The 23,739-nt window shown below is 60.9% G+C and carries 26 protein-coding genes and 1 tRNA gene; 7 read left to right on the top strand and 20 right to left on the bottom strand.

Going from position 1 to position 23,739, the window contains the following annotated elements; genetic code table 11:
- Positions 1 to 366 precede the first annotated feature (366 nt).
- The 7 genes from ACQ4MS_RS14420 to ACQ4MS_RS14390 form a co-directional block, all read right to left on the bottom strand.
- Entirely contained in the window at positions 367 to 870 is a 504-nt protein-coding gene (locus ACQ4MS_RS14420; protein ID WP_431095317.1) for a hypothetical protein, read from the bottom strand.
- Positions 871 to 872: 2 nt separating this feature from the next.
- On the bottom strand, positions 873 to 1,028 hold the full coding sequence (locus ACQ4MS_RS14415; RefSeq protein WP_431095316.1) for a hypothetical protein: 156 nt from the start codon (positions 1,026 to 1,028) through the stop codon (positions 873 to 875).
- 183 nt (positions 1,029 to 1,211) lie between these two features.
- Positions 1,212 to 1,607, bottom strand: coding sequence for a hypothetical protein (locus ACQ4MS_RS14410; protein ID WP_431095315.1), 396 nt, complete (start codon positions 1,605 to 1,607; stop codon positions 1,212 to 1,214).
- A 165-nt stretch (positions 1,608 to 1,772) separates the two neighbouring features.
- On the bottom strand, positions 1,773 to 2,168 hold the full coding sequence (locus ACQ4MS_RS14405) for a hypothetical protein (protein WP_431095314.1): 396 nt from the start codon (positions 2,166 to 2,168) through the stop codon (positions 1,773 to 1,775).
- Between the two features lie 5 nt (positions 2,169 to 2,173).
- The gene (locus tag ACQ4MS_RS14400; RefSeq protein ID WP_431095313.1) at positions 2,174 to 2,506 is read right to left on the bottom strand and encodes a DUF3658 domain-containing protein; all 333 of its coding nucleotides are present in this window, start codon (positions 2,504 to 2,506) and stop codon (positions 2,174 to 2,176) included.
- A gap of 337 nt (positions 2,507 to 2,843) precedes the next feature.
- Positions 2,844 to 3,218 (bottom strand): hypothetical protein, encoded by a 375-nt coding sequence (locus ACQ4MS_RS14395; protein WP_431095312.1) that lies wholly within the window; start codon positions 3,216 to 3,218, stop codon positions 2,844 to 2,846.
- A gap of 108 nt (positions 3,219 to 3,326) precedes the next feature.
- Positions 3,327 to 3,674 (bottom strand): hypothetical protein, encoded by a 348-nt coding sequence (locus ACQ4MS_RS14390; protein WP_431095311.1) that lies wholly within the window; start codon positions 3,672 to 3,674, stop codon positions 3,327 to 3,329.
- Positions 3,675 to 3,996: 322 nt separating this feature from the next.
- On the opposite strand from ACQ4MS_RS14390, the gene ACQ4MS_RS14385 reads away from it, so the two are divergent.
- The 3 genes from ACQ4MS_RS14385 to ACQ4MS_RS14375 all read left to right on the top strand — a co-directional run bounded on the left by ACQ4MS_RS14385 (position 3,997) and on the right by ACQ4MS_RS14375 (position 5,176).
- Positions 3,997 to 4,284 (top strand): hypothetical protein, encoded by a 288-nt coding sequence (locus ACQ4MS_RS14385; RefSeq protein ID WP_431095310.1) that lies wholly within the window; start codon positions 3,997 to 3,999, stop codon positions 4,282 to 4,284.
- A 62-nt stretch (positions 4,285 to 4,346) separates the two neighbouring features.
- Positions 4,347 to 4,571 (top strand): DUF2188 domain-containing protein, encoded by a 225-nt coding sequence (locus tag ACQ4MS_RS14380; RefSeq protein WP_431095309.1) that lies wholly within the window; start codon positions 4,347 to 4,349, stop codon positions 4,569 to 4,571.
- Between the two features lie 113 nt (positions 4,572 to 4,684).
- Positions 4,685 to 5,176 carry a VOC family protein gene (locus ACQ4MS_RS14375; RefSeq protein WP_431095308.1) on the top strand — a complete coding sequence of 164 codons (492 nt, stop codon included), beginning with the start codon at positions 4,685 to 4,687 and terminating at the stop codon, positions 5,174 to 5,176.
- A gap of 100 nt (positions 5,177 to 5,276) precedes the next feature.
- On the opposite strand, the gene ACQ4MS_RS14370 is transcribed toward ACQ4MS_RS14375, so the two are convergent.
- The 3 genes from ACQ4MS_RS14370 to ACQ4MS_RS14360 are packed head-to-tail and all read right to left on the bottom strand — an operon-like array spanning position 5,277 to position 8,717.
- A complete protein-coding gene (locus ACQ4MS_RS14370; RefSeq protein WP_431095307.1) occupies positions 5,277 to 6,179 on the bottom strand; it encodes a pirin family protein in 903 nt (300 codons plus the stop codon).
- Positions 6,180 to 6,207: 28 nt separating this feature from the next.
- A complete protein-coding gene (locus tag ACQ4MS_RS14365; protein WP_431095306.1) occupies positions 6,208 to 8,010 on the bottom strand; it encodes an amidohydrolase in 1,803 nt (600 codons plus the stop codon).
- Between the two features lie 53 nt (positions 8,011 to 8,063).
- Positions 8,064 to 8,717, bottom strand: coding sequence for a hydrolase (locus ACQ4MS_RS14360; RefSeq protein ID WP_431095305.1), 654 nt, complete (start codon positions 8,715 to 8,717; stop codon positions 8,064 to 8,066).
- Between the two features lie 148 nt (positions 8,718 to 8,865).
- On the opposite strand from ACQ4MS_RS14360, the gene ACQ4MS_RS14355 reads away from it, so the two are divergent.
- Complete coding sequence (locus ACQ4MS_RS14355) at positions 8,866 to 9,762, top strand: LysR family transcriptional regulator (RefSeq protein WP_431099595.1); 897 nt, start codon at positions 8,866 to 8,868, stop codon at positions 9,760 to 9,762.
- Between the two features lie 343 nt (positions 9,763 to 10,105).
- Here the strand turns inward: ACQ4MS_RS14355 and ACQ4MS_RS14350 are convergent, their stop codons facing one another.
- The 6 genes from ACQ4MS_RS14350 to ACQ4MS_RS14325 form a co-directional block, all read right to left on the bottom strand.
- Positions 10,106 to 10,453 carry a nuclear transport factor 2 family protein gene (locus ACQ4MS_RS14350; RefSeq protein WP_431095304.1) on the bottom strand — a complete coding sequence of 116 codons (348 nt, stop codon included), beginning with the start codon at positions 10,451 to 10,453 and terminating at the stop codon, positions 10,106 to 10,108.
- 316 nt (positions 10,454 to 10,769) lie between these two features.
- A tRNA-Ser gene (locus ACQ4MS_RS14345) sits at positions 10,770 to 10,857 on the bottom strand.
- Positions 10,858 to 10,997: 140 nt separating this feature from the next.
- Complete coding sequence (gene serS, locus ACQ4MS_RS14340; RefSeq protein WP_431095303.1) at positions 10,998 to 12,338, bottom strand: serine--tRNA ligase; 1,341 nt, start codon at positions 12,336 to 12,338, stop codon at positions 10,998 to 11,000.
- 47 nt (positions 12,339 to 12,385) lie between these two features.
- Positions 12,386 to 13,327: a threonine/serine dehydratase gene (locus tag ACQ4MS_RS14335; RefSeq protein WP_431095302.1), complete on the bottom strand. Its 942-nt coding sequence runs from the start codon at positions 13,325 to 13,327 to the stop codon at positions 12,386 to 12,388.
- A gap of 21 nt (positions 13,328 to 13,348) precedes the next feature.
- Complete coding sequence (ispH, locus tag ACQ4MS_RS14330; protein WP_431095301.1) at positions 13,349 to 14,347, bottom strand: 4-hydroxy-3-methylbut-2-enyl diphosphate reductase; 999 nt, start codon at positions 14,345 to 14,347, stop codon at positions 13,349 to 13,351.
- A complete protein-coding gene (locus ACQ4MS_RS14325) occupies positions 14,344 to 14,832 on the bottom strand; it encodes an FKBP-type peptidyl-prolyl cis-trans isomerase (RefSeq protein ID WP_431095300.1) in 489 nt (162 codons plus the stop codon). The genes ispH and ACQ4MS_RS14325 overlap by 4 nt, the downstream gene beginning before the upstream one ends.
- A 165-nt stretch (positions 14,833 to 14,997) precedes the next feature.
- On the opposite strand from ACQ4MS_RS14325, the gene radC reads away from it, so the two are divergent.
- Complete coding sequence (radC, locus tag ACQ4MS_RS14320) at positions 14,998 to 15,672, top strand: RadC family protein (RefSeq protein ID WP_431095299.1); 675 nt, start codon at positions 14,998 to 15,000, stop codon at positions 15,670 to 15,672.
- Positions 15,673 to 15,681: 9 nt separating this feature from the next.
- Positions 15,682 to 16,338, top strand: coding sequence for a Smr/MutS family protein (locus ACQ4MS_RS14315; RefSeq protein WP_431095298.1), 657 nt, complete (start codon positions 15,682 to 15,684; stop codon positions 16,336 to 16,338).
- A 263-nt stretch (positions 16,339 to 16,601) separates the two neighbouring features.
- On the opposite strand, the gene ACQ4MS_RS14310 is transcribed toward ACQ4MS_RS14315, so the two are convergent.
- Positions 16,602 to 17,696: a patatin-like phospholipase family protein gene (locus ACQ4MS_RS14310; protein WP_431095297.1), complete on the bottom strand. Its 1,095-nt coding sequence runs from the start codon at positions 17,694 to 17,696 to the stop codon at positions 16,602 to 16,604.
- Positions 17,697 to 18,060: 364 nt separating this feature from the next.
- On the opposite strand from ACQ4MS_RS14310, the gene ACQ4MS_RS14305 reads away from it, so the two are divergent.
- The gene (locus ACQ4MS_RS14305) at positions 18,061 to 18,399 is read left to right on the top strand and encodes a hypothetical protein (RefSeq protein WP_431095296.1); all 339 of its coding nucleotides are present in this window, start codon (positions 18,061 to 18,063) and stop codon (positions 18,397 to 18,399) included.
- A 97-nt stretch (positions 18,400 to 18,496) separates the two neighbouring features.
- Here the strand turns inward: ACQ4MS_RS14305 and ACQ4MS_RS14300 are convergent, their stop codons facing one another.
- The 3 genes from ACQ4MS_RS14300 to ACQ4MS_RS14290 form a co-directional block, all read right to left on the bottom strand.
- Complete coding sequence (locus ACQ4MS_RS14300; protein ID WP_431095295.1) at positions 18,497 to 18,928, bottom strand: group II truncated hemoglobin; 432 nt, start codon at positions 18,926 to 18,928, stop codon at positions 18,497 to 18,499.
- 659 nt (positions 18,929 to 19,587) lie between these two features.
- Positions 19,588 to 22,149, bottom strand: coding sequence for an ABC transporter permease (locus ACQ4MS_RS14295; protein ID WP_431095293.1), 2,562 nt, complete (start codon positions 22,147 to 22,149; stop codon positions 19,588 to 19,590).
- Positions 22,150 to 22,218: 69 nt separating this feature from the next.
- The gene (locus ACQ4MS_RS14290; protein WP_431095291.1) at positions 22,219 to 23,568 is read right to left on the bottom strand and encodes a C13 family peptidase; all 1,350 of its coding nucleotides are present in this window, start codon (positions 23,566 to 23,568) and stop codon (positions 22,219 to 22,221) included.
- Between the last annotated feature and the right edge of the window lie 171 nt (positions 23,569 to 23,739).

Raw genomic sequence — 23,739 nt, 5'->3', positions numbered from 1 at the left:
AGAAATCCGGATGGGCACAGTCCGCCTTGTTTCCCGACACCACCTTTCCGTTCTGGTATCGGCATGCCGCGTAGGCCCCATCAGGAAGCCAGATACGCACAGGATCGCCAGAGAGAATCTCCGTTTTCACAATTGCCTTCCACCTTGCACCATCTGCAACCCATGTGGTTTGGCAACCGCTGTAGTCAGGGCCAATCACTTTCGCACGCGGGAACACTCTCAGCAAAGCTCCGTGGCTTTGACTCTCTCCGGCCGCTGCCGGGGGTTCGTGCAGAAGGCAGTTGCTTCCAGCGAGGTCCTGGGCAAAGGCATTAGCACTGCCAAGAACGAGTAGTGCGGTGATGGTTAACGAACGCATCGCGAGGTTTAACGTTGAAGGTCGGCGCCAGGTGCAATGCCTTGCTCCAACAGGCGCCGAGCTTTGAAAGCTTCGGGAAAAAAGCCTCCTAGCGTGAGCAGGATGCCGAACAGGAACATACCCGCCGGGGCAAGCACAGATTGGAGGCTCCTATTTTCGGAAATGAAGGCATTGAGTGCGCCGACACCGACGCCTCCAAGCCACACCAACAGAAAGACAACGACAAGAGGATGCAGATGCATTCGTACGAATATTCTGGAACCAGCTGGAATCGATATCACAGAACCATGCACTCGGGGCAAGAATGAGTTCCGATACCGAATGTCGCGGCGCATCTTGAACACAGTTCCGTTGACGTTTCCGACGAAGGGCGGACCTTCTTGCGGACGTTTCTCGAAAGACTCCTTGATCGACTGAAAAAAACTCGGTGATTCGCGCATGAGTCCGCGCACGCGAAGCAGTACGGCTCGCGTTGCGAACGGGGAGTCAATCTGGAAGCGGTAGAAGGGCATCGTTATGGCGAGTCACTTGAGTTATCGAGGTATTCCCCCAGAATTTGTGCCTTCCGGTACTTGTCAGGCCCGTTGATGTCTTCCTGCGGCTCGTCGAACTGTACCCAGTGAACGAAGGTCACACCCAGAAGCGTCTCGGTAGCTTCCGGCTCATCCATGACCGTCCCCACGGAAGATCGCTTCCACCCACCACTGGTGAGGACGCGAACCCTGGAACCAGCGGGGAATCGCAACTGCTTCTGAGGAGGCATGGTACCCATTCGGTGCAAAGTGACGTTGGAGTAACCGCTCGATTCAGCCCGCGGCTGAATTATCGGCATTGAACAACCTGTCAGGCATAACTATCGAAGCTTGGGATCCGGAAACGGCAACTTATCTTGCGAACTGCTCGGCTGCGCCACCCACTTATTGCCGCGACGGTAAAAATCCGCCTGAGTTGCAGAAGTGCCGGCCCCAATCTTCAATGCGACCCCGCAAGCCACCTGACCCGGGTGTTTGGCATCAACAGCCGGGATGCACGTGCCAAGCTTGAGTTCGGCGTTTTTGTACTCTTGCATGTCCATCATCACGAGGAATGCCTGCGTAGCCTCTTTGGCATCCGGTAAGACGAGTGCAGCGGCCGTGGCAGGAGCAGGTGCGATGGTTGACACTGCGTTTGGGGTGACGGCTGGTTGCGATGATGTTTCGCTGCAGGCGGAGCAAAGAAGCAATGAGGACAAGATGACTGTGTAACGCATGAAGAATTCTTTGTGTTTTAGTTCGATAAATGAAGGGCCCAGGCCCAGCGACGATTCTAGGCGGCCGGTCTTCCCACTGCGTCCTCAATATAGACGAGCGCACGTGAACAGTCGATTCCGTTGCGTTTGATCATCAAGACCTCCAGCCCAATCCGCAGATCATTGTCATGAAATACGAAGGGCTAGCGATGCGCCCAGGAAAAATCCGGCCATGGCAAAACTTAGACGCCAAGTCACCCGCCCAACAACCACGGCTGCGCTGAGTAAGCCGTCATGAAGCTCCCGAGCGCGAGAACTATGGATGAATTTCCTGAATCTGCGAAAGGCATCGCCCATTCCCCACGATAAGTCCTCATTCGTCGCCGCGATTTCTCTGTATATCTTCGGATGGTTATTCTTTAAGCGATAAAGGATGAAGTGGAAGGATACAAAGCCGGGAACCATAAGCAGCACAACGCCGCCTATAAATACCTTTTCCAAGACCTCCGGGAACCCAATCGCGGCAACCATCACGCCTATGGCTACGCCGACCAAGGCGGTGACGAATTCTGTACGGTCCATGGGCTTTACGTGCCACCCAGGGTGGACGATACAAGCCGGATTTCAGAGTAGCGCATTGACCAGACGTGGCCAACGATCTCGACCTTGCCCATGTCTTCCAGTTCATCCATGCGTGCCTGTATGTAGGCGAATGGCAGGTGAGCGTATGCCTGATCGAATTCTTCAATCAGATCCCCGACGATCTTGGCAACCTTCTGCCAGCGGTCTGAGCACTCCCGAAGGATCAATGCGTCTACCGCGGCGGCTTCAGCGGGTGAGGCCGCGCGCATCGAAGCAATCTCTTCATTGCTTGGTTCGTAAGGCGCGGAATCCGGGTCGTAATCAGAATTTTCATTCATGGCTCAAGCGTAACTGGTCGGACCCCGGGAAAACTACTACTACTCAAATCCGCCTGAGCATGTGGTCTGGGTCATTGCCAGAACAAACACACCCAAAGAAAAGAGAACCCCACGCAGAGAGAAGAAAGCAGCAAGGACCGGCATTTCCAATGCCCGAACAACAAAAGCCACAGGACGTCGCCGCTCAAACCCATGGAAGAAAGGTAGCTGTCCCAGTTTAATTCGTGCGACAAGCTTGGGTACCGTGAACGTATCAACCCATACAAGCAGCCATGGAGCACGCCCTGGCAAGCGAAAGCACCCCACAACATCCATCCGCAAGTCGTTTTTTATATCATCAGACATCGACTTTCGCTTTCTGTGCACAGCGGATGCCCAAGAGATGAATGAGCGCGCTGACCGCCTCTGGGAGCAAGAAAACAAAGACGACCGAATCGCGAACAACGAGATAGCAGACGGCGAAAACAAGGCTATGTGCCGCCAGGGAGAGCTTCCACGTGCGAAGCCTTCGCCGCGCACCGTGGCGACCAATAGTGCCTAGATAGTGGACTTGGAGCAGGTAGACCGTGAAGACAGCTGAGGCCGCCGCCGCTCCCAGCCACATGCCGAGGATAGACGACCCCGTGAAGATAAAAAAAGCGCAAAGCAGGATGATGGAGCTCGACATCGCCGCCGATGCCGAGCGGCCAAGACTCGCCTCTTGAGGTGCCATGATCGACGTTGTAAATCGCATAACGGGCGGCTACCTTTAGATGTAACTGGCGGCATCTACCAGGTAACAGCGAAGCGAAGAAGTCGTCTGCACAAGTCGAGTAGCCAGTTAGATGCCATGTATGGCAATGTACCCCGCAAATGCGATGGCAAAAAGCGCTGCGACCTTCCAGAGGAGTCTCAATTTTGACTCCGGATTGCGCTTGGCGCGCATGCTGCCGGCAAGCAGCGCGGCGATCATGGCTAGGACAATCGTTGGCATCGAGATCGCTTGATGCTCGACGAACAAGTACCAATAGAGCGGCTCCAGTGCAAACGTGTTGGCGGTATAGCGCAGGTAAATCTCGCACGTCATAAAGCCAACACCGAGAACGAGGAAGAGCCACGTCATGCTGCTGCGCAGCACACTTCGGATGCGCCCTTCTTCAGGTTCGCTGTCTTTGTGCATGGATTCCATCGCCTCAGCCTCCCGCCAGTTCCGCCAGTTTAGCAAGTACATCCGTTACCCGCCTTCGTTGTCGACCGACGCAACACCAGGCTATAGCTGTCACCCTGGCTTCGGTGCTGCCCATCGGGCTTCTTCCACGTCTCCGGTCGCCACCACGTCCTACAGCATCACATTCAATACCCTTACAAAGTAGCGCATAAAGATCGGATGCAATAGCCTTAACCGCTACTGCGTAAAGCTAGTCGGTAAACCTACCGCTTGTCGGCTGAGTGACAGCCCTCCGTCGAGCCCGTGGCCATGTGCCACTAAACCTCTCTCGAAGGGAATCAGCATGTCTACAAGCGAACGCAAGGAATGGCGCAGAAGTTTTACCGAAAAAATCATGGAACTGGCCAACGGCAGGATCGACGTACTTGAGGCAGCCAGCTGGGCGATGGAAGCGCAGCACATCCAGGGCTATCGCGATCCGCAAGAGGTTGCGCGGGAACAGTTCAAAAGCATCGATACACCCGTTTTGGTTGGCGACGATGTTTCCGGCCAGATGCCAACACGCGTCACAAGCCAGGAGTTTCTTCTGACCAGGCCGGATCAGAATCTGCTTGACGCCGGGCCTCCGTAGAAATTGTCCTACAGCGGAGCAGGCCGCTGTGCCCATACGATCTTTTCTTTAAAGGAGACCGTATGGACAGCTACCACATCAAATCGCATGACGGGCATTGGGATCTGACCAAACAAGGCGCTGATCGCGCCTCTATCAGCAAGCCCACCAAGGCAGAGATCCTGCAGGCGACCCGGGAATTCATGGTCGGCAAAACTGCCTCGGTGAAAATCCACCGCGCCGACGGAACGTTTGAGGAAGAGCGAACCTATCCGGGTTCGGCCGACCCTTCCAGGTCCAAGGGCTAGGGATAAGCTCCGAACAAGGCCCCCGGCTCTTGCGCTGACTCTTGCGATGAGTACGATGGCCGTTCTTCGCGCCATGGCGCATGCCGGGCGTTCACCCCCTCAGGAGACACGAAATGGCCAGCAAGAAAATCAGCAAGAACACGATTTGCCTTTGGTACGAACACGACGCCGTTGAGGCCGCGAACTTCTATGCCAAAACCTTCCCCGACAGCGCTGTTGGCGCCGTCTTCCACGCACCGGGCGACTACCCCGACGGCCAGCAAGGCGACGTCCTGACAGTCGAGTTCACCGTCGCCGGCATCCCGTGCATCGGACTGAACGGCGGCCCGCACTTCAAGCACAACGAATCTTTCTCTTTCCAGATCGCGACAGACGACCAGGCCGAAACCGACCGCCTGTGGAATGCCGTCGTCAACAATGGCGGCCAGGAAAGCGAGTGTGGCTGGTGCAAGGACAAATGGGGCCTGTCATGGCAGATCACGCCGCGCGTACTCATCGAGGCCATAGCCGACCCCGATCGCGCAGCAGCCAAGCGCGCTTTCGACGCCATGATGACCATGAAGAAGATCAACATCGCCGCGATAGAGGCGGCCCGGCGCGGCTGAAGGCGCGCGGCGGATCGGTCTTGCCGGCATCACCGTGCGTCCCAGACTAAAGGAGCTGCAGCGTGCGGCCACGCTTCGGGCCGCAACGCACCAGGGACGCTCACTCCTTGAAGACTGGGATCGAACCGCCAGCGTTTCGCCGGTCTCCCGCGGCGATCAGGAGTTTCCGCAAGCGCTCAATGTTGGCCTCCCCTTTAGCCAGGGAATCTGCCGAGGTGTGGACCGAGTAGCTCCCGAGATGCAAGTCATGGGGATGCGGTGTGGCGGAACCAATCACGAAGATGGCGTCGCCAGTGGGGCCGGCCTTCAATTTCACAGGCTGAACTCCCTGCTCAAAAATGACCATTTCGCCGGCATCGGCTGGAGTTTCTCCGGTCAAAACACCGCTTGAGACCGCCATCCAGGCGAGCGGCTGTGTCGGAGGTGGCGTGAACGTCCACTCCGTGCCAGCGGCCAGCCTCACCAGCAGATAAGTCACACCCTCAGGGGCGCGTGCCGGGCTGCGGGCACCTTCGTAGCTGCCGAGAATCACGCGCGCGGGCCCGGCAGTCGGCACATGCCTGGCTTCAACATACTGGCTGTCTACAGCCTCGTGCTCAAGGTCGGGAGGCAACGCTATCCAGAGCTGAAATCCCTTGGCTCTTGGCGTCGTCCCGCCGGACAGCTCTTTACCGTGCCACACGCCGTTGCCCGCGCGCATCCACTCGAAGCCGCCAAAGCCGATATGACCAGTTCCGTCTGTGGGGTCATCGAATCGCAGGTCTCCGTCTGTGATGACTGTGATCGTCGCAAGCCCTGAGTGCGGATGGATGGAGAAGCCTGCTCGCGGATCGTGGAGATCGACGTTAAACAGGTCGAGAAACACGTAGGGCTTGAGCATGTGACCCAGGTCTGATGGGCTCATCAAGCGGGTGACCGGACCGTGTGTATTGCCGCGCGTCCTGAAGGTGACGCGACGAACGCTTTCGTCGGCAGAAATCGGCAGCTCGTTGACTGAATTCATGGTTTTTCTCCTTTTAAACTTCCGCACCTCATCGGGTTTGGCGATAGCCGCCGAAGTGTTTGATCGGTGACCAAGCGGGCAGGATCTCGGGCAATGCAGGCGAAAGCGACTGGTAGTCCTGCGCGCCGTACACCACCGGGCCATCCATGACGGTCAAGACCGAGGCGATGGATTTGATCTGGGATTCAGCAACTTCGAAGTAGTCCCTGTCGAGCAGCACGAAGTCGGCGAGGTGGCCAGGGGCGATCATGCCCAGCTCGGATTCGGCGTTCATGAACCACGCTGCATTGCGGGTAAAGAGTTTCAGCGCTTCGGCGCGTGACAGACGGTTGTCCCTGGCCAGCACTTCCGCTCCGGAGACCGACTTCCCCGACACCATCCAGCTGATACCGACCCATGGATTGAACGAAGATGCACGGAAGGCGTCAGTGGTCATGGCCAGGGGGATGCCGCTGTCGACGAGCTGGCGCAGGCGCGGGGTCAGCAAGGCTTTGTCGCGGCCATGCGTCTTGATGAAACCGTCGCCGTGCATCGCCATCTTGGCGTCCAGGGCGATGCCACCACCCAGTGCCTTCACCCTGGCGATGTTCGCGGGACTGATGGTCTCGGCGTGTTCGATGCTCCACCGCAGGCCGTCGAGCGGCGTCTTCTCATTCAGCTTCCCAAGGGCATCGAGGAAAGGCGTGATGTTCTCGTCGTAACTGATGTGCTCGCGGAAAGGAATTCGCCGCTGCACCAATTTGGAAACGTCCCGCTCCACCAGTTCCCGCATCTTCTCCGGCTCGATGATGACCGCCGGACGGTCGAAGTTCTCGTGGTCGTGGACCTCCGCCGATAACAACTCGCCGGCGCCGCGGTAAACATGACCGTGCGCGAGTTGCGGGTGCAGGTTGTGCCCCGGGCCGATAGGCGCAGTCTTCGTGATCGCCTTGATCTGCCCGTCCACCATGTTCACGGAGCCGTCTCCAAACTGCAGGTCCACGAAGGGCATGCGGATGTTGAGGCGGTTGTCGCGGGCGAGGACGTTGACGGTGGCTTGGGCCTTGGGGTACTCCCGGAACCCGGTACCCGCATCGACGATGGACGTGACCCCAAATCGGTTGAGATGGTGGGTCGTCTGGATCAGCGAGCTCACCTCTTCATCGAAGGAGAGCTGCGGCACCATGGTCTCCAGGGCGATGAACAGGAACGTGTAGCCATGGACCACGCCGGTATACCTGCCTTGCGCGTCCTTCTCGAACTCGGTGCCTGGAACCTTGGGAAATTTTTCAGTGCCCACGCCGAGGGCATCCATCGCCTGCTGGTTCATGAAGGCGCGGTTGTAAGCGTACTGCACGATCAACGGGCGATTGGGCACGGCCCGGCGGAGTTCATCCATGGTGGGGAAGCGGTTCTCCTCGAACTGGTAGGGAGACCAGCCGCCAATCACCTTGACCCAGTGGCCTTCCGTTGTTCGTTTGGCTTGCTCGTTCAGCATCGCCAGGGCCCGGCGCAGCGTCGGCACGCCTTCCCATCGCAGGGTGTAGTTGTATCCGCCCTCGTTGAGCACATGGGTGTGCGCGTCGATGATGCCCGGAATGAGCCGCCGGCCGCGGGAGTCAATGACCCGGGTGTTGGCGTTCTTCAAATCCAGCACCTCGGCATCCGTACCGACCGAGTAGATGCGGCCGTTTTTGACGGCCAGCGCAGACGCCGCGGGTTGTGCTGCATTGCCGGTGAAGATTCTGGCGTTGTGCACGATCAGGTCCGCGCCTGGCGCCACTTGCCTGGCTTGTGCATGGACGTTGGCGAAGCCAATCGTCGCCATGAATCCAATCAATATCAATTTCACTGTTATTTCTCCATTCGAGGGATCTGAAGACAGCCGCTGGGCGCCAGTCTGGATCACCCCGCTTTGGCCGGCACGGGCGTGTTGAGGAGTTGCTGCTCCCACAGGAACGCAATACCGCTGCCGCCGGCATGCTGAACGATCACTGGCGTCAGTGCGGCGGCTTGTTCGGCCCTGGCCCAGTCGCGCTGCCATTCGGCAGCCAGCGCCAGCCAGGTCATCATGTTCGCGCCGGCTGCGATCATGCGCTGGATGGCGACCTGGTGGGCTTCCACGGAAACGGCGCCCGACGCGTCGGTGATCACAGTAACGTCCCAGCCTTCGCCGAGGGCCTGGATTGTCGGCATCGCGACACACACCTCGGTCCACAGGCCGGCGATGACCAGCTGCTTGCGCCCTGTCGCCTTCACCGCGTCCACTACTTTCTTGTCCTCCCAGGTATTGATGAACGTACGGTCAATCACCTCCTGGCCGGGGAACACATCGGTGATCTGGGGAAAGAGCAGTCCGCCCCTTTCGACGATCACCGACGTCAATATGGTGGGGACACCGAAGGCTTTGGCGGCCTTGGCCAGACCGGCCGTATTGTTGATCACCATTTGCGGCTCGTGGCTGTTCACGTTCGCCAGCTGGTAGGGCTGGTGGTCGATCAGAAGAAGTACGGAATCTTCCGGACGAAGAAGCGAAGCAAGACCGTTGCGAAAAGTCATTGGTGAATCCTTTGTTGCGGTTGTGAGGGGTGGTTCCGACGGAGATTGCGCCGGCGGCCACGTCCCTGAAGGTTATTTTGCTGTTCCTCTTCTCGATGCGGTAGTACCATTTCGTGGCGAGCTGTGTCGCGAAACAAGGAACACCGAAGTGGACATCGAAGAGCTGCAGACATTCGTGGAAGTCGCCGATGCCGGGGGGATTTCGCCTGCTGCGCAGCGGCTCGGCGTCGCCAAGTCCATCGTCAGTCGCCGGCTCTTGCGGCTTGAAGCGGAGCTTGGTGTTCAGCTGCTTTCGCGATCCACGCGCGGAGCTGCCCTCACGGAAGCCGGGGCCACTTTCCGGGACTATGCTGCGAGAGTCTGCGCGGAGATCGACGCGGCCAAGGAAATGATCCTGCCCGCCGGTGACCTTCGCGGACGCTTGCGAATTGCTGCACCGCTTTCTTTCGGCCCGACTCACTTTGCGCCAGTACTCGCGGAAATGGCACGACGCCACCCGCAGCTTCACATCCAGACCTGCTACAGCGACCGCTTTGTTGACCTCATTGCGGAAGGTTACGACTGTGCGATACGAGTTGGCTATCTTCCCGACTCCAGCATGATTGCAAGGCGCATTAGCCCGATCTATGGGAAGCTCGTCGCAAGTCCAGACTATGTCAAGGCACATGGGTCGCCTGAGACGCCTGAAGAACTTCTCGTTCACGAGGCGCTGATGCAGGGCACCGAAGCATGGCAACTCACGGATGGCGACAAAATCATTACGGTTCGTCCACAGGGGCGCTTTAAGGCCGACAACGGCACAGCGTTAGTCAGCGCTGCGGTAGCAGGACTCGGGATCGCCTACTTGCCCGATTGGCTCACCCATGAATATGTGGCCTCTGGAGCACTCGTGCCGATCATGACCCGGCATCCGCCTCCGCCAGCGGGTGCTTATGTCATTCGCCCGCCAGGTCACCATCCCGCACGGAAGATAAGGGTTCTCACCGAACTCCTGATCGAATACTGCGAGAGCTTTGTACCCTTTGCGGGAGCTGTCACTGCATGAGTGGTGCTCCGACTTTGAACTCCATCCAATTCGACCACAAGCCTACCCGCACATGAACAAGTCCACACATCCTTCGGCACCATTGCCCCCGCGCTCTGCAGCCCCTGTGCCGCGTGAACCGCAGTCGCCTCCATCTCCAGCGCCGGTGAATCTTGAGGAAGAATCAGTCGCCGGCGAGGAGGACCCGGGAGCCGCGCTTGACTTGCCTACCCCGACGTCTGTCAAGCCGCCTTTAGATAAACCAGAGCGCTGAGACTTCCTGAGTATCTGGTTGTCATCGAAGGCCTCTGATCCTGCACTTCCCGACGATGACCTGGTGAGGTAATCGAGGGCGCCGCTGATGCTAAATCTCGACGACGTAGGCGTGCAGCGCAGCCATCTTGCCGTCACGAAAGCGCCAAATGTCGCAATAGGCATTGCGGGTCGCTGTCCCTTGTTCATTCCGCAGCGTGATTTCGCCAATTGCCGCGACGGTATCACCTTCGGCAATCATTTGATGGACCTTGAACTGGGGCGGCTCTTTGTACGTGGTTACCATCCACTGGCGAACGTTTTCCTTCCCGCTGATAGCTCTGTCGCCCAAGAAGGTCCACTGCGTATCTTCGGTGCAATGGACAAGAAATCCTTCAAAGTCACCCTCTGAGATTGCCGCGTTGGCCTTGGCCAATATTTCTTTGTGAATCTCAGACATGCACTTGCTCCTCGTAACTAGAACCGCCGCTTCCAGATAAACCAGCGCGTTTACGGCTGATCTTGCTTAGATCTGCCTCATTGGCAAAGGGGAAGAATTCTTGATTAGCCGTAGGAAGCGATGAAGGCTCATCCCTCTGGATACCGCCGCGAGGCATTTGGGGAACTGGCGAACATGTGGAAATTTCTTCTCGCCGTTCTCCCAAAAAAACCTGGATGCCAAAAAACCAATCCAGACGAGCGGAAACGAAAAAGCCCCGGCAAGCGGGGCTTTCAAGGCATTTCTCAGATTCGTCGGAACTTGTCTGGATGCATGTTGGCGGAGAGGGTGGGATTCGAACCCACGGTACCTTGCGGTACGCCTGATTTCGAGTCAGGTACATTCGGCCACTCTGCCACCTCTCCAGTGTGGAGCCGATATTCTATCAGCCCAAAATATAGCCCCCACGGTCGCTCACTTTGTGTAGCTTCCTGCCCCCCGAGGGGGCCGCCCGCCTGCGGCCTGGCAAAGCCAGTTCCGCGGCTCATGCTGGGTTTAAGACGCCCTACTTTGCGGCCGGTGCCAGCACCTTGATGCCGCCCATGTACGGTTGCAGTACCTCGGGCACGGTGACTGAACCATCGGCCAGTTGATAGTTCTCCAGCACCGCCACCAGGGTGCGCCCTACGGCGAGGCCAGAGCCGTTGAGGGTGTGCACAAACTCGTTCTTGCCTTGCGCGTTCTTGAAGCGCGCCTGCAGGCGGCGTGCCTGAAAGGCTTCGCAATTCGAAATGGAGCTGATCTCACGGTACGTGTTTTGGGCGGGCAACCAGACTTCGAGGTCGTAGGTTTTGGCGGCGCCAAAACCCATGTCACCGGTGCACAACAGCATCACGCGGTACGGCAGGCCGAGCTTTTGCAGGATGGTTTCTGCGTGGCCCGTCATGGCTTCGAGCGCCTCGTAGCTTTTGTCGGGATGCGTGATCTGCACCATCTCGACTTTGTCGAACTGGTGCTGGCGGATCATGCCGCGCGTGTCGCGGCCGTAGCTGCCGGCCTCGGACCTGAAGCACGGCGTGTGCGCGGTGAACTGCAGCGGCAAATCAGCTTCAGCAACGATTTCATCGCGCACGAAGTTGGTCAGCGGCACTTCGGATGTGGGGATCAGGTACAGGGCCGTGCTTTCGGCTTCGGCCGCGCCCTCTTGCCCGCCCTTTTTCGCGGCAAACAGGTCTTCTTCAAACTTCGGCAACTGGCCGGTTCCGCGCAGCGAATCTCCGTTGACGATGTAAGGCGTGTAGCACTCGGTGTAGCCGTGCTCTTGCGTCTGCACGTCAAGCATGAATTGCGCAAGCGCGCGGTGCAGGCGCGCGAGCTGGCCCTTCATCACGGTGAACCGCGAACCCGTCAGCTTGGTGCCCAGTTCAAAGTCCAGCCCCAGGGGCTGGCCCACGTCGACGTGGTCTTTCACTTCAAACGCAAAAGCCGGAGGCTCGCCGCCCGGCCCTTCAATCGGGGCCCATTTGCGCACCTCGACATTGCCGGCCTCGCCTGCGCCCTGCGGCACGCTTTCATGCGGCAGGTTGGGCACGGCCAGCAGCAGGGTCTGCATGTCGGTCTGGATCTGGTCCAGGCGCGCAGCAGACGATTCGAGTTCGGCCTTGGAAGCGCTCACCTGCGCCATGATGGCGCTGGCGTCTTCGCCCTTGGATTTGAGCTGGCCGATCTGCTTGGACAGCGTGTTGCGCTGGTTCTGCAGCTCTTCGGTGCGGATCTGCAGGGCCTTGCGTTCGGCCTCCAGTGCCTGGAAGGCTTCCACGTTGAGGAAGCCTTGCGGGGTTTTACGGGTCTCCAGCCGGGCGATAGCCGAAGGCAGGTCTTTGCGAAGCAGGTTGATGTCTAGCATGGGGCCATTGTATTTTGTGCAGCTGAGATGACCAGAGCCCGTTCAGCTCAGTTCAGGCTGGCTGGGTCCAGGTTGGCGCCGCAGATGATGAGGCAGACTTTTTCGTCGGCGCGGGGCGTGTAGCGGCCGCTTTGCAGCGCGGCCAGCGGCAGGGCCGCGGCGGGCTCAACGGCCAGCTTCAGTTCTTTCCAGAGCCACAGCTGGGCGGCGCGTATCGAGTCATCCGTGAGCAGCAGTGCATCACGCACATGGGCCTGCGTGGCGTCCCAAGCCAGGCTGCCGATGCGCTTGGCACCCAGCGAATCGGCTGCAATACCGCTGACGGCCACATCCACCGGCTCACCGGCCTCGCGGGCTTTGTAGAGCGTGGGAGCCAACTCAGGCTCCAGCGCCACCACACGGCTGCGCTGCTCAAACCAGCTGGCCACGCCGCCAATCAGGCCGCCGCCGCCCACGCTGACGAGCACGGAGTCGGGCACACCGCCCTGCTGTTCGATTTCGGCCGCCATGGTGCCCGCGCCGGCCAGCACTTCGGGCTGGTCATAGGCATGCGTCAGCAGCGCGCCGGTTTCCTGCTGGCGGGCCAGGCAGGCCTTGAGCGCGTCGGCATATGCCGCGCCCGTGACCACCACCTCGGCACCCAGCGCGGCCAGCTTGGCTCGCTTGGCGGGGGTGGAAACTTCGGGCACAAAGACTTCACAGCGCACACCCAGCTCACGCGCGGCAGCTGCGGTGGCAATGCCGGCGTTGCCGCCGGAGGCCACGATGACACCGCTGGCGGGAATCGGGTTGGACAGCAGCCGGTTGAGCATGCCGCGCGCCTTGAAACTGCCGCCGGTCTGCAGGTGCTCAAGCTTGAGCCACACTTCGGCACACTCCACGCCCAGCGCCTTGCCGGGCAGCTTCCACAGCGGCGTTTGATGAATAAAGTGGCTGTAGCCCGCTTCGAACGTGCGCAAGCAGCTCTCAATTTGATAGCGATTGGTCATTGCAAAGACAGGAGGTTCAAATCAGAGCTGATGCAGCTGGCTGTCGCTGACTTCCAGCACCTGGCCTTGCGCGTCCAGCTTCAGGCCCTTGGGCAACGGGAACTTGATGGTTTCCTCGATCCCATCCATCTTGCGCACCGACACCGCGCCCAGCGCCTTGATGCGGTTTATCACCTGCTTGACCAGAATCTCGGGCGCCGAGGCCCCGGCCGTCAGGCCCACGCGGCTCTTGCCGTCAAACCACGACTCTTTGAGCTCGCTGGCGTCGTCGACCATATAGGCCTCGGTGCCCAGCTTGGCGGCCAGCTCACGCAGGCGGTTGCTGTTGGAACTGGTCGGGCTGCCGACGACGATGAGAATGTCGACCTGCGGGCTCAGCACCTTCACGGCATCTTGCCGGTTTTGCGTGGCGTAGCAGATGTCCTGCTGCTTGGGCTCGCGCACCTGCGGAAAGCGCTGCTTCACGGCCGCGCTGATCTCGGCCGCGTCGTCCACGCTCAGCGTGGTCTGCGTGACGACTGCCAGGCGTTCGGTCTGGGCAGGACTGATGCGCCAGACATCGGCCACGTCTTCCACCAGGTGGATGCCGCTGTCGAGCTGGCCCATGGTGCCTTCAACTTCAGGATGGCCCTTGTGGCCGATCATGATGAATTCGTAGCCCTCTTTGTGCAGCTTGGCGACTTCGACGTGCACCTTGGTCACCAGCGGGCAGGTGGCGTCAAAAATCTGGAAGCCGCGGCGCTCAGCCTCTTTCTGGATGGCCTGGCTCACGCCGTGGGCGCTGAACACCAGCGTGGCGCCCGGCGGCACGTCGTCCAGCTCTTCAATGAAGATGGCGCCTTTTTCCTTGAGGTCGTTGACGACATAAGTGTTGTGCACGATCTCGTGGCGCACATAAATCGGCGCGCCGAATTTGGTCAATGCGCGCTCGACGATTTCGATGGCGCGGTCTACGCCTGCGCAGAAACCACGGGGTTCCGCGAGCAGGATCTCCTGGGGTAACAGTTTGGATTCAGTCATAACACCCCAATCACGTAGACTTCAAAAACGACCGGCTGGCCGGCCAGCGGGTGGTTGAAGTCAAACTGCACCGCGTCGCCGTCAGGGTTGACCTGCTGCACCGCCCCCGCGTACTGGCCCGCGCCGTCCGGCGTGGGGAACTGCACCACATCACCGACCTTGTATTGCTCGTCCGGGTCACCCAGCTCGTTGAGCAGCTTGCGCGCCACCCACTGCACCAGCTCCGGGTTGCGGTCGCCAAAGGCCTCGCCGGCGGGCAACCCGAACGTTGTGCGCGTTCCTTCCGGCAGGCCGATCAAGCGCTGCTCAATGGCCGGCGAAAGCTCACCCGTGCCCAGGCTCAGGGTGGCGGGCTTGCCGTCAAAGGTGTTGATGATGTCCGCACCCGGTTTGCCATCCACGGACGGCCCGGCCATGCGGTAGTGCAAGGTCAGGAACGAGCCTTGCTGGACAAGGGTTGCGTCAGGGGACTCCACGGTGGGCATAAGACTTTCTGCGGCCGGGCTGGCGCCGGGCAAGTGTTTGTAAACTGCCCCTATTGTAGAAAGTACGGCTTGACCGGGCCAAATCAGGCTTAATCCGGCTCAAACAGGTTTTTCGCTCCTCGCCGGCACCGGCTTTCCCCTTCCACACAGCCCACAAGCCCACTCATGCTCCTGAAAGACCTCCCAGAGGACGCCCGCCCCCGCGAAAAACTCCTCGCCCGCGGCCCCGGCGCACTGAGCGATGCCGAGCTGCTGGCCCTGCTCCTGCGCACCGGCCTGCCCGGCAAAAATGCGTTGCAGATGGGGCAGGAGCTGGTCGACACCTTTGGCGGTGTGGCCGGGCTGCTGCACACCGGCCCCGAAGCGCTGAAAAGCATCAAGGGCCTGGGCCCGGCCAAGCGCGCCGAACTGGTGGCCGTGCTGGAGCTTGCCCGGCGAGCGCTTGCAGAAAAGCTCCGTGAAAAGACCCTGTTCGACACGCCGCAGGCGGTACGCGACTATTTGCAGCTGCAGCTGGGCAGCCGGCCGCACGAGATCTTTGCGGTGCTGTTCCTGGACAGCCAGCACCGGCTGATCGTGCTCGAAGAGCTGTTTCGCGGCACCTTGACGCAAACCTCCGTCTACCCGCGCGAAGTGGTGGTGCGCGCCCTGGCGCTCAACGCGGCCAGCGTGGTGCTGGCCCACAACCACCCCAGCGGCACCGCCAAACCCTCGCGCGCCGACGAGGCATTGACGCAAACGCTGAAGTCAGCCCTCGCGCTGGTGGACGTGCGTGTGCTGGATCATTTCGTCGTGACAAGCTCCCAAGCGGTGTCGATGGCTGAGCTGGGCTTGCTGTAAGGTGCCTTTATGAAAAAAGCGCCCGCCCTCAAAAGCCTGCAGGACCTCAAAGCCGTCAAGCGCGACATCGAAGCCCGTGCGAAGCTGGAGAAAGAACAGGAAGCCGCGCGGGTTGCTGCCGCAGCCAAAGCCAAAGCCGAGAAAGAACTCTTCTCCCGCGCCGTCGGCCCCGTCAAAGCCCTGCCGGCCAAACACCTGCCGGGCCACAAGGCAGCATTGGCGCCGAACCAGGCACCACCCATCCCTGTGCAACAGCAGCGCGATGAACTCGCGGTGATGCGCGAAGCGATCTCCGACGAGTTTGACGTGGAGACGCTGCTCGATACCGACGAGGCGCTGAGCTTCAGGCGGCCCGGCATGGGGCCTGATGTGGTGCGCAAGCTGCGCCGCGGCGGCTGGAGCATCCAGGGCCAGCTCGATCTGCACGGCCTGCGCAGTGAAGATGCGCGCGAAGCGCTGGCTCACTTCATCAGGGACGCACACAAGGTCGGCTGGCGCTGCGTACGCGTGGTCCACGGCAAAGGCCTGGGGTCACCCGGCAAGACACCGGTACTCAAGGGCAAGGTGCAAAGCTGGCTGATCCAGAAGCAGGAAGTGCTGGCCTTTGTGCAGGCGCGGCCGGCGGAAGGCGGGGCCGGGGCGCTGGTGGTATTGCTGGAAGGCTAGCAAGGCCCATCAGCTGCTATCAATTTAGTAGCTGCTTGCGCACGTAAGAATTGGGCTAGTGGCCTATTTGATGCCTGAATTGACCTAACCATGCGCAAGGTGATCCGGTTCGCATGGGGCATGCCACAAGGCCGGTCAGGCATCGCGAAGGCACTTTCTACAGGCAAAAAGTGCTTTTAGCCCAATTGTTGCGTGCGCAAGCTGCTATATTTTTAATAGCACAGCAAATTCAAAGCCCAGGCCTGATTCGGCCGCTTCCCGGCTTAAAGTCCGAACCCCGCCCGCCCGGCTGCCGCGCATTCATAACCGTGCCTGAACAACAGCTCATACATCGGCAGTGGCATCTTCTTCAATGAGGTCGGGTAGGCAGCTGCCACCCTGACGCTCTCCGCGTCCAGCCATTCGCCGGCCGGGCAGTCGGCACCTGCACGTTCGGCGACCTCCTGGGCGGTGGCCCCTATGCGCAGGTAGGAAGCACGCCCGGGCTCCCGCGCGGCGTAAGCCATAAGTCCCCTGGCGCGCAGCGCGCGGACCTGGTCGGACATGATGTCTGCGACATGCTTGAGCCGGTACAGGCTGAGGCGGCCCATGGCAAAACCCACCGGCAAGGGTGCACCGGCGTCGGACGCAATGATGACGCCGTCGATTTTGGGTTTGGGGCCAAAGCCGGCGTCAAAGAACGGCTCCAGCCCGAGGTTGTCGTACACACCGCCGTCGTAGAGGTGGATCCGGGCAAAGCGGTCTTCGGCTGGCCGGGCGTCGTCGCCGGAAGCGAACATCGGCAGGTTCCAGTCAAAGCTGTCGGTGGGCAGGACATAAGGGCCAATCAGCCCCGGGAAAGCCGCCGACACGGCCATGGCGTCACGCAGCGGCAGCTGCTTCAGGCGTGTGGAGCCCAGCATCCAGTCGCGCAGTGCATCGCCTTCGAGGCTGGCGCGCTTGCCGGTTTCGGCCGTGGTGGCATTGACCACCCAGGCCGGCGAAGCGGGGATGTCCTCCATCAAGGCGTCAATCCCCCAGGTGCTGCCGATGGCCGACGCCAGCACATTGGCGCGCGACAGCACGAAGCGCCAATTGCGCGGGTGCAACATGGCGCGCATGGCGGCGTTTTGCAGGTCTGTGGTGGTGAGCAGCGTTTTCACGCGCGGAAGCAACACTTCCAGGCATTCCTCGCTGTCCGGCCAGCGCATCGCGTTGAGCTGCAGCAAAAGGCCCACCAGCAGGCTGCCGCCCGATACGGTAGATACCTTGCTGACCCGCTCCAGCGCGTGGTGTTCGGCCAGGAAGCTGAGCACGCCGCAGTGAAACACCATGGCGCGCGTACCGCCGCCCGACAGGGCCAGGTACACGGGCTTCATGCCGCGGCCCTGCTACGCGCAGGCAGAGTAAGCGGGCAATGCGCAGGGATCGCCATGGGAAAGCCGTGTTGCATATTTTCTTCGTGGGTGGGCTGGCCAGATTGTCCTACGCCTGCCGCCTTGATGCCCAAGCCGGCCCGGCTCGGCCCTGGGGGCGAGCCTCACAGCATTTTTGAGCAGGCGTTCAGGAAGGAGCTGCCATTCATGGATGTGACCGAATACTCATTTGCGTTGGCCTCAGACCACTCGCGCGTGGAATATACCGCCGACCTCTTCTTTCTCTTCTTTAGTTGCGCGGGGCATCCGCGCAATGCGTCTCAATCTCGTTAGAGTCGCCTTACTAAAACAAAGAGGAGTTGTCTGGATGAACGCGCTGCACAGGAAAAAACTTGGCATTCAAGAGGGCCACCGGATCGTCCAGAGGGACATCAAGGTGCAAGCCAGCGAGAGTCAGGTCACATCGACGTACTGGTATGACGAAATTGACGAGCGGGGAGAATTTGTCCGCGGCCATGTACTCAGGGAAACCAACTTCATCCAGAAAGACAGGCAAGCCGAACCCGCCAAGGCACCCGAAGCCCCCCGCAACGGCGACAAGGAAAATCCGGATGATTTGTCTGCCAATTCGCTGCGGGCACACATCCGCGAGCGCATGTGGCTTCACAACGTGCTGCCCCACGGGCGGCACCGATGTGCCATCTAGCGGGGATCAATACCGCTGCAGCCCTTTTCATTCGGGGCAAGCAGCTATACCTTTCATGGCATGCAGCGGTCCGGCATTGCGCCGGACCGTTGAGGCATCACTCGCCCCGGTTGCGCATCCAATCCGCTGTCTGGAAAAACGAGGTATTGAGCCGCGTGCGCAGGCCTTCGTCAACGCCGGTCTCGCGCATGGCCTGGTCCATGCAGGCCAGCCACTGGTCACGCTCGGCAATGCCGATGGAGCCGCCACCGGTTTGCTGCGGCATGTGGCGCATGCGCAGGCGCGGGTGGCCGAAGCGGTCGGTGTAGTACTGCGGCCCGCCCAGCCAGCCGCATAAAAACCAGAAGAGGCGCTGGCGGGCATTGTCCAGCGTGCTGCCGTGCGCGGCGCGCAGCGCTTTGTAGCCAGGCTCCAGATCCATCAGGTCGTAGAAGCGCTCAACCAAAGCTTTCACGCGCTCTTCGCCGCCTATCCAGGCGTAGGGGGTTTCGAACGGGGGGTTTCCTGGGGGCTTTTCTTCTATCTGCATTCTGGGATTATCGAGCGTTGAGTTTTTGGGTAGATTGAGAGGGTTTTAGGTTGTTGGTGATTTGGGTCTTTGGTGATTTGGGATTTGGGATTTGGTGGGCGTGCTCTTTGCATGGTTCTGCTGGCCGGGGGTTGCCCGGCGGCAAGTAACTTTCTTTTGCTTCGCCAAAAGAAAGTCACCAAAGAAAAGGCGACCCGCAGTCTGGGTCCCCTACGCTGCGCTACGGGGCAACCTGCGCTGCTCGACCCAGCCAGGACGGGGCAGTCCGAATTCGAATACCGAAAACCAATACCGACAAGGACACGCCGTGGCGTGTCCTTGTTTCTTCCGGTGTTCGGAGTTTTGTCTTCGGCTGTTGGCTGCTCGGTATTCCTTCCCCCACCCCTTCTGTATGCGCCGAGGAGCGGAGGGCCAGACGGATCAGGGCAAAAACTTGTCTGAGCCGAAGGCGAGTTGTTTTTGACCCCGGCTGGACCGAGCACCGCAGGTTTCCCTGAAGCGAAGCGCAAGGGACGCAGACAGCAGGGTCGCCTTTTCTTTGCTTACTTTCTTTTGGCGAAGCAAAAGAAAGTGAGTTGCATGCCGGGCAACCCCCGGCCAACAACCCTCAGCAAAAAACCCAACGCCCGAGCAAGCACAGGGCAAGGGCCAAGGCGACCTTATTGAGCCTTCCGCAAAGTCTCCACCACAGGCGTATTCAAAACCGACCTCAACCCCCACCACCCCGCCGCCAACGCCAGCACCGCCCCGGCAAGGCTGCCCATCAGCGGTACCGTCCAAGACCCGGTCCAGTTGAAGTCAAACACAAACCGCGCCAAGCCCCAGCCCACCGCCAGTGCGACGATGGAGGCGAGGAAACCGGCCAGCAAACCAACCCCCGCCAGCTCGGCACGCTGCACCTGCCGCAGCAGCGAGGCGCGAGCCCCTACAGCGCGCATGATGGCGAACTCACGGGCGCGCTCTTCGCGTGTGGCGGTGATGGCGGCAAACAGCACCACCAGGCCGGCGGCCAGCGTGAAGCCGAACAAAAACTCGACCGCGCGGATCACCTGGTCGAGCACACGTTGCACCTGGGCCAGCGTGCTGCTCATGTCGACATTGGTGATGTTGGGGAAGGCCTTCACGAGGGTGTTGTCAAAACTCTGGGGCGGTGGCTGGCCGGCTGCCGCTGCAACCGGGTCCGGCGAGCGGAAGGCGCTGATGAAAGAGACCGGTACATCGGCAGGCAACTGGGCCACCGGGTACATCACAAAGAAATTAACGCGCATTGATCCCCAATCGACCTTGCGCAGGCTGGTGATCTTTGCTTCACTGAGCTGGCCGCCGATGTCAAAGCGCAGGGAGTCACCCAGCTTGAGGCCCAGCGTTTTCGCCAAACCATCTTCAACACTGATCGCGTCTTTTTCACCGCCCGTCCATTTCCCGCCGGTTACCTGATTGTGCGTGGGCATGTCGGCGCTGTTGGAAAGGTTGAACTCGCGGTCCACCAGGCGTTTGGCGCGATCGTCCTCAAAGTCATCCGGCGTGACGGCCTTGCCGTTCACGGCCACAAGGCGCCCGCGGATCATGGGATACCAGTCGAACTTCTTCACGCCACCGTCGCGCAACGCTTTCTGGAAAGCTTCGCCCTGCTCCGGCTGCACGTTGATGACAAAGCGGTTGGGCGCATCGGGCGGTGTGGCTTTGCGCCAGCTGCTGATGAGGTCGGTGCGCAGCAACACCAGCAGCATCAGTGCCAGCAGGCCGACTGCCAGCGCGCTGGTCTGGACTACCGCATACACAGGGCGCGCCGACAACTGGCGCGTGGCCAGCACCAGCCAGCGCGGGGCGGTGGCTTCGTTCACGCTGGCGCGCAGCAGCTTGACGGCGGCAAAGCTGGCCACCGCAAACACCAGGACGGCGCCGGCAAATCCGCCCACGGCAATCAGGCCGAGTTTGAGATCGCTGCTGGCCGCCACCAGCAGGGCGGCAAAACCAGCCACCCCCACACCCAGCACTGCCAGTGAAGCGGGTTTGAGGTTGCCCACATCGCGGCGGATCACGCGCAGCGGCGGCACTTGCGCCAGCTGCAGCACCGGCGGCAGGCCGAAGGCCAGCAGCAGTGTCAGGCCCATGCCCATACCGAAGGCGACAGGCCACAAGGTGGCGGCCGGCAATGCTGTTTCAACCAGCCCGGCCAGCAGCACCACAAAGCCGTAGTGCACCGCAAAGCCCAGCGCAACACCAAGGGCGCTGGCCAGCATGCCCGCCACGACAAACTCAAAGGTATAAGCCAGCGCTATGGTGCGCTGGGGCTGCCCCAGCACGCGAAGCATCGCGCAATCGTCCAGGTGTTTGGCCGCAAACCCGCGCGCCACAATCGCCACCGCCACGGCACTCAGCAAGGCTGCAAGCAGCGCCACCAGATTGAGGAATTTTTCGGCGCGGTCCAGGGTCTGGCGCATTTCGGGGCTGCCCGATTCGAGCGATTCCAGGCGCACGCCACGTATGCCGGATTCAGCGCCGGGTTTTTTGATCTCGTCCGCGGCCCATTTCACGTAGGCCTTGACGGCCTTGTCGTCGCCGGCCACGGCAAAGCGGTAGTTGGTGCGGCTGGCCGGCTGGATCAGGTTGGTGGCGGCAACGTCGGTCTGGTTGACCATGACGCGGGGAGAAAAACTGATGAACCCGGCACCGCGGTCGGGCTCCTGCACGATGATGCGGGTGACCTTGAAGCTGGCATCGCCCATCAACAGTGTCTGGCCCAGCTTCAGGCCCAGCGCATCAAGAAGCGACGCATCTGCCCAGGCCGTGCCGGGCGCCGGTACCTCCTGCGTGTTCTGGCCTGCGCCGTCCAGGCTGTCGGCGACTTTCATGCTGCCGCGCAGCGGATAACCCTCTGGCACACCCTTGAAAGCCACCAGCTTGCTGGCACCACCGTCTGCGTCGGTCGCGCGGCCCATGGTGGGAAAGGTAACGGTTGAGACGCCCTTGAGGCCGAGGGCCTGCGCTTTGGCGATGAAGGCGGCGGGCGTCGCACCATCGCTGCGGACCACGGCATCGCCGCCCAGCAGTTGGCGCGCGTCGCGCTGCAGCCCGCCTTTGAGGCGATCGGCAAAAAACCCGACCGCCGTGAGGGCTGCGACGGCCAGGGTTACCGCCACGATCAGCAGCCGCAGCTCTCCCGCACGCATATCACGCAACAGGGTTTTCCAGCCGAGTTTGAGGAAAAGGGTGTTCATGGGCAGACCATAACGCAAAGTCCACGCCCCGGCACCCTGGCCTGGATTTACAAGGGGTTCTGCGAGGGGTTATGGCGACGTTTTGAAGCCAGCGCCAGGCAGCGGGACCGGCGTCGGAGCCGGGACCGAAGCCGGCGCAGCCGCCAGGGTATCCAGCCGCTGCTCCAGCGCACGCAATACGGGGCGGATACCGGTGCCTGCGCTGATCTGCGGGTTCGAGAAACCGTCGTCCTTGCCGGCGTCGATCTCGCGTTGCTTGATCAGGGGGACGGCACTGGCAAAGGCCTGCTCGAACGAGCGCGTCTTGCGCAACTGCTCGTCAAAGAGCGCCCGGCCAAAGAAGGTGAGCTCGGACAGGCTGCCGCAACCATAAGAGGTATGGGTGGCATCCGCAGCGGTCATGACGAGGGTGGTGTCGCCGGCAAGCACATCAACCCAGCCGCCTGAGAAACAGGCCGATATGGCGATCACGCGGTGACGAATGCCGGCGTTGTCGAGCGCTTCACGCAGCTCGCCGGGACTCAAGGGCGGTACCTGCAAGGGCCAGTGGGACGCGGCCAGCTTGAAATCGCTTGCGCCGTGCGAGGTCATGTAGATCACGAGCAGGTCATTCTCACGGTCCATGCGCTGGGCCAGCGCATCGATGGCGCGCTGCAAATTCAGCGTGGTGGCCCAGGGATGGCTCTGCACCGTGCTGGCGTGATTGACCAAGTGCACCACGCGGCCTTCGGCATCGAAACGCTCGGTGAGCACGCGGCTGACCATGGTGCTTTCCCGCAGGAACACGTCTTCCCCGGCATAAGGGGCAAACACCAGGCCGTAGACGTCAGTGACGCCGCGGCGCTGCGGCGCGATGGCTGCCATGGTCTTTTCCATCAAAGCCTGCTGGTGCTCGAAGGTCTGCTGGCTCAGCTGCAGGCGGGGGCTGTCTTCGGCGCCGGTCTGGCTCGCATAGTCCGGCCCCCAGGTACGCGCGTGGAATTGCCAGGCGGACAAGCCTGTCGTTGTCAGAAAGACCAGCACAAAGATTGCAGTCCGCCAGGTCCATCCGGCGAAACGAACAAAGAGGAAAAGGCCCACGCCAAGCGCCCAGGCCGTCATCGCCAGATAGAACGCCCAGTAAAACCAGGGGGCGGAAAACACCGCCGCCTTGATCCAGCCCTGCGCAATCGCACCGACCACGCCCTGGGCGACGAACACGTTGGGCAGCGCTGACGCCAGCCATAGCGCGATAAAGGCCGCCACACCGCGAGGCGCTTGATCAGGCACCGGCTCGCCCGCGTCAGGCGCAGGCGCAGGCAAAAGAGGCGAGGCAGGAAAGGCCCACCAGGCCAGGCCAATCCCCAACCCGATGGTCCACCATGTCGACAACCAGGCCTGCAGGTTAAAAACCGCAGGACCTGCAACTTCCAGCCTCATCAATGCAACTTCCGTTGCGGAGACCAGAACCGCAATGCCCAACACTTGCATAGGCGTTGGCGTTTTGCCTGCCACGCGAACAGGCAGAAAAAACGCAGCACGGAGCCCCTCCACTATCCAGCGCAATGTGCTCAACCCCCCAGAGGTATCAGGAGGGCCGCGGTCCGCGGG

Source organism: Polaromonas aquatica (assembly GCF_050626995.1).
Taxonomy (GTDB): domain Bacteria; phylum Pseudomonadota; class Gammaproteobacteria; order Burkholderiales; family Burkholderiaceae_C; genus Polaromonas; species Polaromonas aquatica_A.
Note: the sequence above shows the minus strand (reverse complement) of the source record. Positions and strands in the feature narration are given on the sequence as shown.